Origin of the sequence: Arthrobacter agilis (assembly GCF_006494655.1) — a bacterium.
GTDB classification, from domain to species: Bacteria; Actinomycetota; Actinomycetes; order Actinomycetales; family Micrococcaceae; genus Arthrobacter_D; species Arthrobacter_D agilis.
On sequence record NZ_VHIM01000004.1, the window covers coordinates 171084 to 183925 of the forward strand.

Annotated in this window: 11 protein-coding genes; 6 read left to right on the plus strand and 5 right to left on the minus strand. The window is 68.8% G+C overall.

Annotated features, from left to right (window positions below; genetic code table 11):
- Nucleotides 1-74 precede the first annotated feature (74 nt).
- Nucleotides 75-1079 (plus strand): DUF2332 domain-containing protein, encoded by a 1005-nt coding sequence (locus FJV46_RS07730; RefSeq protein ID WP_087028335.1) that lies wholly within the window; start codon nt 75-77, stop codon nt 1077-1079.
- Nucleotides 1080-1127: 48 nt separating this feature from the next.
- On the opposite strand, the gene FJV46_RS07735 is transcribed toward FJV46_RS07730, so the two are convergent.
- Nucleotides 1128-1865 carry a polysaccharide deacetylase family protein gene (locus tag FJV46_RS07735; RefSeq protein WP_197715697.1) on the minus strand — a complete coding sequence of 246 codons (738 nt, stop codon included), beginning with the start codon at nt 1863-1865 and terminating at the stop codon, nt 1128-1130.
- Nucleotides 1866-1919: 54 nt separating this feature from the next.
- On the minus strand, nt 1920-3119 hold the full coding sequence (locus FJV46_RS07740) for a MarP family serine protease (protein WP_087028338.1): 1200 nt from the start codon (nt 3117-3119) through the stop codon (nt 1920-1922).
- Between the two features lie 265 nt (nt 3120-3384).
- Here FJV46_RS07740 and FJV46_RS07745 point away from each other — a divergent pair, with 265 nt between their 5' ends.
- Complete coding sequence (locus FJV46_RS07745) at nt 3385-4062, plus strand: Crp/Fnr family transcriptional regulator (RefSeq protein WP_087028341.1); 678 nt, start codon at nt 3385-3387, stop codon at nt 4060-4062.
- A gap of 57 nt (nt 4063-4119) precedes the next feature.
- Here the strand turns inward: FJV46_RS07745 and FJV46_RS07750 are convergent, their stop codons facing one another.
- Genes FJV46_RS07750 through sp36 form a run of 3 tightly spaced genes read right to left on the minus strand, consistent with a single transcriptional unit; the run spans nt 4120 to nt 5684 of the window.
- Nucleotides 4120-5031, minus strand: coding sequence for an NUDIX hydrolase (locus FJV46_RS07750; protein ID WP_087028344.1), 912 nt, complete (start codon nt 5029-5031; stop codon nt 4120-4122).
- Nucleotides 5032-5034: 3 nt separating this feature from the next.
- Nucleotides 5035-5526, minus strand: a complete 492-nt coding sequence (locus FJV46_RS07755) for a RidA family protein (protein ID WP_087028346.1) — start codon at nt 5524-5526, stop codon at nt 5035-5037.
- A 2-nt stretch (nt 5527-5528) separates the two neighbouring features.
- Nucleotides 5529-5684, minus strand: coding sequence for a Sp36 family protein (gene sp36 / locus FJV46_RS07760; protein WP_087028348.1), 156 nt, complete (start codon nt 5682-5684; stop codon nt 5529-5531).
- A gap of 35 nt (nt 5685-5719) precedes the next feature.
- Between sp36 and FJV46_RS07765 the strand changes: the two genes are divergently transcribed.
- From FJV46_RS07765 to FJV46_RS07780, 4 genes are all read left to right on the plus strand, one after another.
- The gene (locus FJV46_RS07765) at nt 5720-8020 is read left to right on the plus strand and encodes a transglycosylase domain-containing protein (RefSeq protein WP_087028350.1); all 2301 of its coding nucleotides are present in this window, start codon (nt 5720-5722) and stop codon (nt 8018-8020) included.
- 1 nt (nt 8021) lies between these two features.
- Nucleotides 8022-8969 (plus strand): metallophosphoesterase, encoded by a 948-nt coding sequence (locus FJV46_RS07770; RefSeq protein WP_370684672.1) that lies wholly within the window; start codon nt 8022-8024, stop codon nt 8967-8969.
- 113 nt (nt 8970-9082) lie between these two features.
- On the plus strand, nt 9083-10906 hold the full coding sequence (locus FJV46_RS07775; protein WP_087028354.1) for an ABC transporter ATP-binding protein: 1824 nt from the start codon (nt 9083-9085) through the stop codon (nt 10904-10906).
- Entirely contained in the window at nt 10903-12765 is a 1863-nt protein-coding gene (locus FJV46_RS07780) for an ABC transporter ATP-binding protein (RefSeq protein ID WP_087028356.1), read from the plus strand. Before FJV46_RS07775 ends, FJV46_RS07780 begins: the two co-directional genes overlap by 4 nt.
- The last annotated feature ends 77 nt before the right edge of the window (nt 12766-12842 follow it).

The window sequence follows — 12842 nt, forward strand, 5'->3', positions numbered from 1 at the left end:
TTACGATTTGGCATCACGACCGCCCGCGCACCCGGTGGTGACGAGCCGGAAATGTCCGTGTAACCGGAGGACCGATGACCGCAGCAGAAACGGCGACCGCCGACCGCTACAGCCGCTTCGCGGAGCTCGAGGCGCGCGGCTACTCCCCGCTCTACGACGACTGGTGCTCCGGTGTCAGCACGGATGGCGAGGTCCTCGCCCTGCTCGACACGCTTCCGCCGGCCCGCCGCCAACCCGTGCTCTTCCTCGCGGCCGCCCGCTTCGTCGGGGCTCCCCTCGGGGACTACGGCACCTTCCGCCCGTTCGTCGTCGCCCACTGGAGTGCCATCAGCCAGGTCATGATGCGGCGTACCACCCAGACGAACGAGGCCGGGCGCTGCGCCGTCCTGCTCCCCTCGCTCGCGGCGATCAGCGCCGACGAGGGCCGGCCGCTGGCACTGATCGAGGTGGGGGCGTCGGCCGGAGCCTGCCTCTACCCGGACCGCTACGCGTACGACTACACGCCCGGACGGCGGCTTGCACCCGACGGCGGGTCCGCCGTACCGCCTCTCGCCTGCTCGACGGCGGGTGGGGTACCGCTCCCTGCCGCCCTCCCCGACGTGGTCTGGCGGGCGGGGATCGACCTGAACCCGCTGGATGCCGGGAACGACGACGACGTCCGCTGGCTCGAGGCGCTCGTCTGGCCGGAGCATGCCTTCCGTGCCGAACGGCTCCGCGCCGCCCTGGCCCTCATCCGCGCCGACCCGCCCCTGCTCGTCCGGGGTGACCTCAACGACGAGGTCGAACCGCTCGTGGAGCGGGCGCCGACGGACGCCGTCGTCGTCGTGTTCCACAGTGCCGTGCTCGCCTATCTCGACCCGGCCGGGCGCGCACGCTTCCGCGACACCATGCAGCGCCTGGCAGGCAGCCGTGCCAGGCCGGTCCACTGGCTCTCCCACGAGGGCTACGGCACGCTCGCCGGCGTGGCCGGGGCGATGGAGAAGGCACCGGGCGAGGCGGATGGCAGGTTCGTGCTGCAGCACAACGGCACCACGGTGGCCCGCACCGGACCCCACGGTCAGTCGATCGAGTGGCTCTAGCACCGGGCGGCCGCCGCAGCGGACCATCGCGCCGGGCCGGCTCCGGGGTCAGAGGCGCAGGCGCAGCTCGTGGCGCACCATGCGCGCTATCAGGTGGGCGAAGGTGTCCCGGGGACTCACGTAGCAGCGCGGCAGCGTGTACCGGTCGCCCGGCCGGTAGTCGCCGATCACGCAGCCGTGGTCGTAACCGGCTGCCCGGACGGCCTCTGCCGCGGCCGCGTCGAACTCTCCGTAGGGATAGCAGAAACTCGTGACCTCGGCCTGCAGGATGTCCTGCAGGGCGTCGCGGCTGCCGCCGATCTCGGCGCGGAGCACCTCGGCATCGGCCCCGCCGAGGTGCTGGTGGGTCATGGTGTGGCTGCCGATTTCGTGACCGGCGGCCGCCACCGCCCGGAACTGATCGGCGTCCATGAGGCCGAGCCGCGGGCCGTCGTCCCACTCGTTGGTTCCGCCCAGGCGTCCGGCGACCGCATACAGCGTGCTGGTCATGCCGTGCCGCCGGAGGACCGGGAGGGCGTGATCGACGTAGTCGGTGTACCCGTCGTCGAAGGTGAGTCCGACCAGGCGGCGCGCTGCCCCGCGCTCGTGGGCACGCAGCAGCTCCGACAGCGACACCCCGCGCAGGCCGAGTCTGCGCAGCAACCGCAGATGGCGGTCCAGACGGTTCGGGTGCACCCGGAGGCGGTAGGGGTCCGGCAGGGTCGACGGGCTGATCGAGTGGTACATGAAGACCGGGGGCAGTGCCATGCGCCCCCCGACAGGGGGCTCGGCTGGTGCGTCGGACACGGTTTCACCTCGGGCAGGAGACGGACACGAGGTGAAAGCCTAACAGCGTGCCCCTCAGCCGCGCGTGCACTGACCGGCGGAGACGGCGTCGTTCAGCTGGGGCGCGGATTCTGCGATGGGACGCAACTCCTCGAGCGACAGCGCGTAGCCGACAGGGGCGTTGGCTGTGGACTTCGCGAAGACGACACCCGTGACCCGGCCCTGCAGATCGAGCAGGGGACCGCCCGAATTGCCCTGCTGCACGTTCGCGGCGAGGCTGTACACCTGCAGTGGCTGGGGGTCCGCTCCGTAGATGTTGTTCACGAGGACCGGGGAGAGGTTCTGCACGCTCGCGGGCTGGATACGGTACGGCCCGCCGGCAGGGTACCCGGCGAAGGCCGCCGTCGCACCGTTGTCGAGGTCGTCACCGAGCTGAAGGGCCGCGGCAGGCAGGCCCTCGACGGCGATCACGGCGATATCGCGCGCGGTATCGAGGCTCACGACGCGGCCCGGCAGGGCGCCCGCCCCCGGCACCTCGACGACCGGCTCGTCGACACCCGCGACCACGTGCGCGTTGGTCACCACGCGATCGGGCGCGACGACGAACCCCGAGCCGGTCTGGTTCTGCCCGCACTGGAACGCGGTGCCGGTGATGCGGACCACCGACGAGGCTGCTGCGGCCAGCTCGGGCGTATCGACCGACGCATCCGGCACCTCGGCGGGGGCGACCGGCCCCACGCTCTCGAGGATGGTCGGGATGCCGTCGTCGACGGCGAGGGTGCGCAGCTGGGCCATCCAGGTCCGCACCGGGCCAGGGGTCGCGGTGTCGATGCCGCGGATCACCTGCGAGGCGGCGAGCTGCTGGGAGAGGAACGGGACCCCGAGGGAACTGACGCTGAAGGCCAGCATCGAGAGTACGAGCGCCGCGACGACGACGTTCACCACTCCGCCGAGAAGACGGTCGATCACGCGCAGTGGCGGGAAGTCCGACCAACGGCGGATCGAGGCACCCAGCGCGGATCCGACGCTCTGCCCGACGATCACGAGGACGATCACGGTCGCGATGACCGCGATCAGGCGCCATGGTGCGTCGGGCACCCAACCGGAGACGAGCGGGATGGCGAAGAAGGCGGCAACGGCTCCCGCGACGAAGCCCACGATCCCCCCGAGCGTCACGAGGAACCCGTTCCGGAGGCCCGCCACGAGGTACCCGAGAAGCACCACCACCAGGACGAGGTCGAGGAGAGTGAACCCCTCGAGGCTGAATTCCGGCACGAACGTTCTCCCCTGGCTATAGACACCGGCAAGGACGATCGCAGTCCGGCACTGCGGATGAGTCTACGGGCGAAGCATGGGAGGACCGTGGGAGCTGGACATCCCGGCACCCCGTGATACACCCCACCGGGCGGGCATCAGCAAGGGCCCGGCGCGGATCCGTCGTGTATCAGTCGTCACATCTGCTCCGGTACGGCAAGATGGACAGGAGAAGACAGCGCGGACCACCGCGGATCGACGCATCACAGACACATCAGGAGAATTCATGGACATCGAGGTACTGCGCCGGGCGCCCCTCTTCGCATCACTGGGAGACGATGTCTTCGCCGCACTGACGGATGAGCTGATCGAGGTGGACCTCCCCCGCGGTTCCTCGGTCTTCCGTGAGGGCGACCAGGGCGACCAGCTCTACTTCATCGTCTCCGGCAAGATCAAGCTGGGCCGGACGGCGCAGGACGGCCGCGAGAACCTCCTCGCGATCCTCGGCCCGGGCGAGCTGTTCGGTGAGATGGCCCTGTTCGATCCGAGCCCACGGACGGCGACGGCGACGGCCGTCTCGGAGACGCGCCTCGCCGGCCTGAAGAACGAGAACCTGCGGACGCTGCTCGAGACGCGACCCGAGGTGTCCGCCCAGTTGCTGCAGGCTCTGGCCCGCCGACTGCGCCGCACCAACGAGTCGCTCGCGGATCTGGTGTTCTCGGATGTCCCCGGCCGCGTCGCGAAGGCCCTCCTGGACCTCGCGGACCGCTTCGGCCGCCCGGCGACCGACGGCATCCTCGTGGCGCACGAACTCACGCAGGAAGAACTCGCGCAGCTCGTCGGGGCCTCGCGCGAGACGGTCAACAAGGCCCTCGCCGAGTTCGTGCAGCGCGGCTGGCTCCGCCTCGAGGCACGCGCCGTGGTCATCCTGGACATTCAGCGGCTGCGCCAGCGGAGCCGCTGACCGCGCGCGATTCCAGCACGGAGGGCACCTGCCGATCGGCGGGTGCCCTCTGTGCGATCAGCGCCCCCGCTGCACTCCGCCCTCGGTCAGCTTGGGGCACTCGACCTGCAGCATGAGATCACCGTCGAGCTGCGCCAGCTCGGGGTGGTAGACCTTCACGGGACGCTTGTGCGACAGATACGCGATGCATCCGCGCGAGGAGCCGATCTTCTCCAGGATGATCTCGACGGCAGGTACGGCGAGATCGCTGAGCGTGCGACCCACCGTGTTCGGCTGGGCGACCTCGTCGCCGAGCCTCGTGGTGTCGCGGTCCGCGATCTCCCGGGCGGCCCACCGCCACTGGCCCCAGATCCCCTTGCTCCCGAGGATGCTGGGTTCCTGGTTCACGGGCTGAGCCGCGGCGAAGTAGTGGGTGTCGAAACGGCGGTGCGCGAAATCGGGCGTCAGCCAGTGCGAGAGCGGTTTGATGAGATCGGTCCGCACGCCCAGCCCGCGGCGGGAGAGGATGTCCGCGAAGCGGCACTCCCCCTCGTTGATGGCCTCCCGCGCCTTCATCCACTCCCTGGCCTGTGTGCCCTCGATCAGCGAGGACGCATCAGGACCCGCGAGCAGGACCCCGGTCTCCTCGAACAGTTCGCGGATCGCGCACAGCACGTGACGACGTGCGGCACGGTGGTCGTCGAGCCCGAGCGTCTTCGCCCACATCGACGGGGTCGGCCCGTACCAGGCGACGTCGTCGTCGTCGGACTCGTCGATGCTTCCGCCCGGGAAACCGATGACTCCGAGCGGCGACTGGCCGCGGCGGTAGGTCAGGTAGGCCTCGGTACCCACCGCCGAGTCGCGCAACAGGACCACGGACGACGCCGCACGGGCCTTGAGCGGCGTGCGGTCACCGTGATCGATCCAGCTCTGCGCGGCGGTGCGCTGATCCGGAGGCACGGGGAAGAGCCTGGTGCAGAGACGGTCCACGGCCTAGACGAACTCCGCGATGATCTCGACCTCGACGGGCGAGTCGAGAGGGAGGACCGAGACACCGACAGCGGACCGGGCATGGACACCGGCGTCGCCGAGCACGGCGCCCAGCAGATCGGACGCCCCGTTGATGACGCCGGGCTGCCCGGTGAAGGAGGGATCGGACGCGACGAACCCGACGACCTTCACGATGCGCGTGATGCGGTCGAGATCGCCGATCTGGCCCTTGATCGCGGCGAGCGCGTTGACGGCGCAGGTGGCGGCGAGCCGCGCAGCAGCCTCCGGGTCCACGTTGCCGTCCTGTGTCCCGACCTTGCCGGAAGCTGGGAGTTTGCCGTCAATCATCGGGAGTTGCCCCGAGGTGAAGACGTGGTTGCCGGAGATCACGGCGGGAACGTATGAGGCGAGCGGGGGCACGACGGCCGGCAGGGTGATGCCCCGTTCGGACAACCGCCCTTCGACCGCGGAAACAACCGGATCTGCAGCAGACACCGCTAGCTCTTCTCCCTCTTGAGATACGCCACGAGACCCTTCCCGTCGGGTCCGGGAACCACCTGCACGAGCTCCCAGCCGTCCTCGCCCCACTGATCGAGGATCTGCTTGGTGGCGTGGATGATCAGCGGAATCGTGGAGTACTCCCATTTCTTCATGGGGAAAGCGTAGCGGGTGCTTGTAAACTGGAATAATGGCTGCGCGCAAATCCCCTCTCTTCGACACGGCTACCACTCTCGGCAAGATCATTGCATTCCTCGGAATCAGTGGACTCGCGGGCGTGCTCGCCGCAGGTCTCCTCGTCCCGGTGGCGGCTGCCGCCGGTACGGGGGCATCGGCCTCCATCCAGTTCTTCGAGGAACTCCCGGTGGAGCTGGAGCGCGAAGCGCTCGCCCAGCCGACGAGGATCCTGGCCGCGGACGATTCCCTGATCGCGACGCTGTACGAGGAGAACCGCCAGCCCGTCACGCTCGACCAGGTCTCGCCCACCATGAAGGACACCCTGATCGCGATCGAGGACTACCGGTTCTACGAGCACGGCGGCGTGGACCTCGAGGGCATCATGGGAGCCATCGCGAGCAACGTGTCGAGCGGGACCAGCCGCGGCGCCTCGACCCTGACCCAGCAGTTCGTCACCAACGTCCTGAACGACACCGCCCGCCAGAACGGCGGGACCGTGACATTCAACGGCCAAGGGAAGTCCGTGGGTGACAAGCTCCGCGAGATGAAGCTGGCCATCGCCGTCGAGAAGGAACTCTCGAAGGACGAGGTCCTCGAGGGTTACCTCAACATCGTCCAGTTCAGCGGAACCAGCTACGGCATCCAGGCCGCCTCGAAGTACTTTTTCGATGTGGACGCGAAGGACCTCAACATCCAACAGAGCGCCCTCCTCGCGGGTGTGGTCAACGGCCCGACCTACTACAGCCCCACCGAGAATCCGGAGCGCGCCCTGGAGCGGCGCAACCTGGTGATCGACGCGATGCTGACCCGCGGCAAGATCACGCAGGAAGAGCACGACGCCGCGATCGTCACGGATCTCGGCCTGAACGTCACTCCGACGATCAGCGGGTGCGTGGGCGCGGCCCAGGCCCCCTACTTCTGCGACTACGTGACGCACCTGATCATGAACGATCCGGCGTACGGCGAGACCATCGACGAGCGGGAGAACGTCCTCTACCGCTCGGGGTTGACGATCAAGACCACGCTCGATCCCCGCGTGCAGAGCGCAGCGCAGACCGCGGTGAACGAGACGGCGAACCCCGACACGACGGACGGCAAGGTGGGGCACACCATGCTGAGCCTGGACCCGAAGACCGGAAATATCCTGTCCATGGCCCAGAACACGCGCTACAACCCGGAGCTGGCCCAGGGCAACACGGTCCTGAACTTCAACGTGGACCAGTTCGACGGCGGCGATCCGAGCAAGAGCCTCGGCGGCGGTGGCGGTTTCCAGCCAGGATCCACGTACAAGCCCTTCACCGTGGCCGCCTGGCTCGAGGACGGACGGTCACTCAACCAGGTGGTCAACGGAAGCAAGCGGACCTACCCGCAAGGCGACGAATGGGAGGCGAGCTGCGCCGAGGGCGGCGAGTTCACGATCTTCGAGGAAGACGGCTACACCCCGCAGAACTACGGCGACGTCAACTACCGCAATACGACGGTCCTCGAGGGACTGGCGCAGTCGCTCAACACCATCACGATGTCCTCAGCACGCGAGCTCGACCTTTGCCGCATCCGCGACATCGCGTACGACCTCGGTGTGCATCAGGCGAAGAGCTCGAGTGGCCAGGAGGAGCAGTTCATCATCGACCCATCGGCCCTGATCGGTGGCGGCGGTGAGGCTGCTCCCATGTCCATGGCCACGGCCTACTCGGGGTTCGCCAACGACGGCATCGTCTGCGAACCTCGCGCACTGACGGACGTCACCGCCGTCGACGGCACCAGCTACCCCGTCCCTGCCGTCGACTGCGATCGCAAGATTCCCGCGGACGTGGCGCACGGCGTGAACTACGCGACGCAGCGCGTCATGTCCGAAGGTTCCGGCCAGCTCCTCGAGTACGGCGACATCCCCATGGCGGGCAAGACCGGTACCAACGACGCGCGGTCCCAGACGTGGTTCATGGGCTACAACTCGGGCATGGTGACGGCCAGCTGGATCGGGAACTGGCAGGGCGAGGGCGCGAACAGCGGACTGGGTGGCCTCCAGATCGGAGGTCAGGTCTACCCCGAGATCGACGGCTCCCTGATCGCCGCCCCCTCCTGGGCCCGGTTCATGCGGCAGATCCCCGGACTCTACGTCGGTGCGCCCTTCGAGAACCCTCCGGCCAGCATGCTCACCACGCGGCAGCGAACGAGCACCTCCCAATTCGGCAACCCGAACCGTTCGGACAGCACCTCGAACAACGGCGGAACTGGCACCGGTGGCGTCCTGGGTGGTACCACTGGAGGAAATACCGGGGACGCCGGCAGCAACGGCAATGGAGGAAACGGCTAGCGTGACATCGACCCACACATCCCGGAGCGGGGCCACGCTCGGCTGGGCCGCCGGTCTCACCCTGACCGCCGCAGCAGCAACCCTCGGCTACGCCGCCGCCGTGGAGCGCACGCTCTACGAGGTGCGGACAGAAACGCTGCCCATCCTGCCTCCGGGTGCGTCGACCCTGCGGGTCCTGCATCTCTCGGACATCCACATGGTGCCGGGCCAGAGGTCGAAGGCCGACTGGCTGCACGGCCTCGCGGGCCTGAAACCCGACCTCGTGGTCAACACCGGGGACAACCTCAGTCACAGGAAGGCCGTCGGGCCGCTGCTCGAGGCACTGGAGCCGCTCCTGAAGGTGCCGGGCGTCTTCGTGCCCGGCTCCAACGACTACTACGCGCCGGTGGTCAAGAACCCGCTGCGGTACTTCGCCGGTCCGTCCATCCCGCCGAAGGAGTTCGAGCGGCGGGACCTTCCCTGGAAGGACATGTTCAGCGCGTTCGGCGCCGCCGGCTGGGTGGACCTCACGAACCGGTCGCAGTCGATCGGCTTCAGGAACATGCGGATCGACTTCACGGGGGTGGATGACCCGCACCTCGACCGTGACCGGTACGCGGGCTACCCCTCGGGGAGCAGCACGTCCGCCGAGGCGCCCCACCTCCGGGTGGCTGTCGCTCACGCCCCCTACCAGCGCGTCCTCGACTACTTCACGGCGGACGGCGCGGACCTGATGCTCGCGGGCCACACGCACGGCGGCCAGGTCTGCGTGCCCCGCTACGGAGCGCTGCTGAGCAACTGTGATCTGCCCACCTGGCGTGCGCGGGGACTCACGCAGTGGGACCACGAGGGCCGATCGGTGCCCCTCAACGTCTCGGCGGGCATCGGCACCTCCCGTTTCGCTCCCGTCCGCTTCGCCTGCCGGCCGGAAGCCGTCCTCCTGACCCTTACACCGCGGCTCCCCCGCTAGCCAGGGGGCATCAGCTCCTGCCTGCCTCCGAAAACGTGATCGGCGTGACAGCACTCCTGACCTAGGATGGTTGCTGAGGGACACGAACAACCATCGATCACCGAAGAGATGGCATGACGAACCAGAACACGCTGTGGCAATCGCTCGGACGGCTCTACCCGCACGTGAGGCCCATCATTCCCCGGCTGGTTCTCGGTCTTCTCTGCGCGCTCGGCGCCAGTGTCATGGCGCTGGCCATCCCCCAGGTCCTGCGCGTCCTCATCAATGACGCCCTGGCCGAGGGCGGATCGGCGCGCACCGTGTGGGTGGCCTCCGGCGTCGTCCTGCTCCTCGGCGTCCTGGAAGCCACCTTCGTGGCGCTGCGCCGCCAGTTCGTCATCACGCCGGCGACGACGGTCGAGACGAAGATGCGGACCTCCTTCTACCGTCACCTCCAGAACCTGACGGTCGAGTTCCACGACCGCTGGGGTAGTGGCCAACTGCTCTCGCGCGCCATGAGCGATCTCAACCTCATGCGGCGGTGGATGGCGTTCGGCCTCATCATGCTCGTGGTGACCTCGCTGACGGTCGTCATGGGCGTGACCATCATGTTCTTCACCAGCTGGGCCCTCGCGCTGATCTTCGTCGCGGCCGCCGTGCCCCTCATCATCTACGGCTACCGCTTCCGCACCTCGTACAGCCGCGTGTCGCGCAAAAGCCAGGACCAGGCCGGCGATCTCGCGACCACGGTGGAGGAATCTGTCCACGGCATCCGCGTGTTGAAGGCCTTCGGCCGCAGCCGTGAAGCCCTCGAGGACTTCGAGGAGCAGGCGGAGGAGCTCCGCCGGACCGAGATCCACAAGGCGAGGTCCCTCGCGAACTTCTCGATGATCGTGACCCTCCTGCCCGAACTGGCCCTCGGCGCATCGCTCGTGGTCGGGGTGACCCTCGCGGCGAGCGGTGACGTCTCCATCGGGGCACTGGTCGCGTTCTTCGCCACGGCAGCCGCCGTCGCCGGGCCGGTCGAGTTCATCGGGCCCCTGCTCGCCATGACCTTCACCGCGAAGACCGCAATCGACCGGCACTACGAGGTGATGGAGGCGGAGAACACCATCACCGACGCCGCAGCCCCGGTGCACCTCGATGCACCGCGGGGCGATGTCGTATTCGGGGACGTCCATTTCCGCTACCCCGATGCGCAGGCCGACGCCGACGACGTCCTCGACGGCATCGACCTGCGACTCAGGGCGGGCGAGACCATGGCACTGGTGGGCGTCACCGGGTGCGGGAAGAGCACCCTGCTCCAGCTGGTCCCGCGCCTCTACGACGTCACGGGCGGAGCCATCACGATCGACGGCGTGGACCTGCGCAGCTTCAGCCTCGAGGATCTGCGCAGCCTCGTCGCCGTCGCCTTCGAGGACACCACCCTGTTCTCCACGTCCGTCCGCGACAACGTCCTGATGGGCTCGGATGCCACGGGCGCCGAGGCCGACCGCCTGCTCGAGGAGGCGCTGGACGTGGCGCAGGCACACTTCGCCTTCGAGCTCCCCGAAGGACTGGACACCCTGATCGGAGAGGAGGGCCTCAGCCTCTCGGGTGGCCAGCGCCAACGCATCGCGCTCGCGCGGGCCATCGCCGCGCAGCCGACGGTCCTGGTCCTCGACGATCCCCTGTCCGCCCTCGACGTCGCCACCGAGGAGCGGGTGGAGGTGGGCCTGCGGTCCATGCTCACGTCGACGACCACGCTCATCGTCGCGCACCGCCCCTCGACGGTGGCTCTCGCCGATTGCGTGGCCCTCATGCAGGACGGCCGGATCGCCGATGTCGGGACGCACTCCGAGCTCCTGGCCCGCAACGATCACTACCGCTACGTGATCGCGAGCCTGGACGACGAGGAGATCGCACAGCTCGGCCGTGCGGTCCAGCCGGCGCTCGACGACGAGGGGGCACTCGCATGAGCCGCACCACCACAGCCGCCGGTGACACACCGGAGGACCGCAAGCCCGGCGGGTCCACCTCCGCGGGCGTGCTCAACGAGGACGACGTCCTGCTCGACCGCGCGCAGAGCAAGTCTGTGCGCTCGCGGTCCTTCCGGCTGCTGGGCTCCCTCATCCGCCCGAACCGTCGGCAGTTCGCCTGGACCGTCCTGCTCGTGGTCGTCTCCCAGGCGGCCCGCGTGGCCGGGCCCGCCATCATCGCGTTCGGCATCGACCGGGCCCTCCCCGCCCTGATCGCCGGGAACCCGCTGCTGCTCTGGGTTGCCGGTGGCACCTATCTCCTCGCGGCGGTCCTCGCCTCCGTCCTCACGGCCGGCTACCTGCGGGCGACGGCACAGCTGAGCCAGGCCATGCTCCTGGACCTGCGGGTGCGGGTCTTCCGGCACACGCAGCGCCTGAGCCTCGAATTCCACGAGAAGTACACGTCGGGGCGCATCATCTCCCGCCAGACCTCCGACCTCGAGGCGCTGCGCGAGCTCCTCGACTCGGGGGTCAGCTCGCTCGCGTCCGGGGCCGTCTTCATGCTCTTCACCGCGGCCACCATCTTCGCGCTCGACTGGCGAACCGGGTTCCTGATCCTCGCCGCAGCGGTGCCCATGTTCCTGCTGGCCCGGTGGTACCAGAAGCACTCGCAGATCGCCTACCGCGAGTCGCGCGTCGTCTCGGCGAAACTGATCGTCCACTTCATCGAGACCATGACGGGCATCCGCGCCGTGAAGGCCTTCCGCCGCGAGACGGTCAACGCCCGCCGGTACGACGAGCTGGCGGAGGACTACCGGACGGTCACCGTGCGCTCCATCAACCTCAACGGTGTCTTCCAGCCCGGACTGGTGCTCATCGGCAACGTGACGGTCGCCGTCGTGCTGGTGTTCGGCGGCTTCCGCGTCCTCGGCGGCACCCTCGAGGTCGGCGCGCTCCTCGCCCTCCTCCTGTACAGCAAGCGCTTCTTCCAGCCGGTGGACCAGATGGCGATGTTCTACAACTCGTTCCAGTCGGCGTCCGCCGCCCTCGAGAAGGTCTCGGGCCTGCTCGAGGAGGTCCCCACGGTACGGCCCCCGAAGAACCCCGTGCCCCTCCCGCATCCACGCGGTGCCATCGCGTTCCACGACGTCCAGTTCCGCTACGGCACCGGACCGGTCGTGCTGCCCACCCTGGACCTGTCCATCCAGGCGGGCCAGACCATCGCCCTGGTCGGACAGACGGGCGCCGGGAAGTCCACCCTGGCCAAACTGATCGCCCGCTTCTACGACGTCTCCGAGGGCCGGCTCACGCTCGACGGCGTCGACCTCCGTGAGCTGGCGCCGACCGATCTGCGGCGTGCCGTCGTCATGGTCACGCAGGAGGCCTTCCTGTTCAGCGGCTCGGTGGCCGACAACATCGCCCTCGGCAAGCCCGACGCGGGTCGCGACGAGATCATGGCGGCGGCACGCGCCGTCGGTGCCGAGCAGTTCATCCTCGAACTCCCCGAGGGCTTCGACACGGACGTGAACAAGCGTGGCGGCCGCGTCTCGGCCGGGCAGCGGCAGCTCATCAGCTTCGCGCGCGCCTTCCTCGCCGACCCGGCGGTCCTGATCCTCGACGAGGCGACGTCGTCCCTCGACATCCCGAGCGAGCGCCTCGTGCAGGAGGGGCTCCAGAAGCTGCTCGGGAACAGGACGGCGCTCATCATCGCCCACCGGCTGTCCACCGTCGCGATCGCGGACCGCGTGCTCGTGGTGCATGACGGGCGCGTGGTGGAGGACGGCACACCGGCCCAGCTCATCGGCGGGACGGGCCGGTTCGCGACGCTGCACGCGGCGTGGAAGGACTCGCTCGTCTGACGCCGGCGGCAGCTGACGGTCCGGTTTTCCTCGCCGCTGATCCTCCGCTATTCTTGGACAGTTGCTGTTCGGGAGGT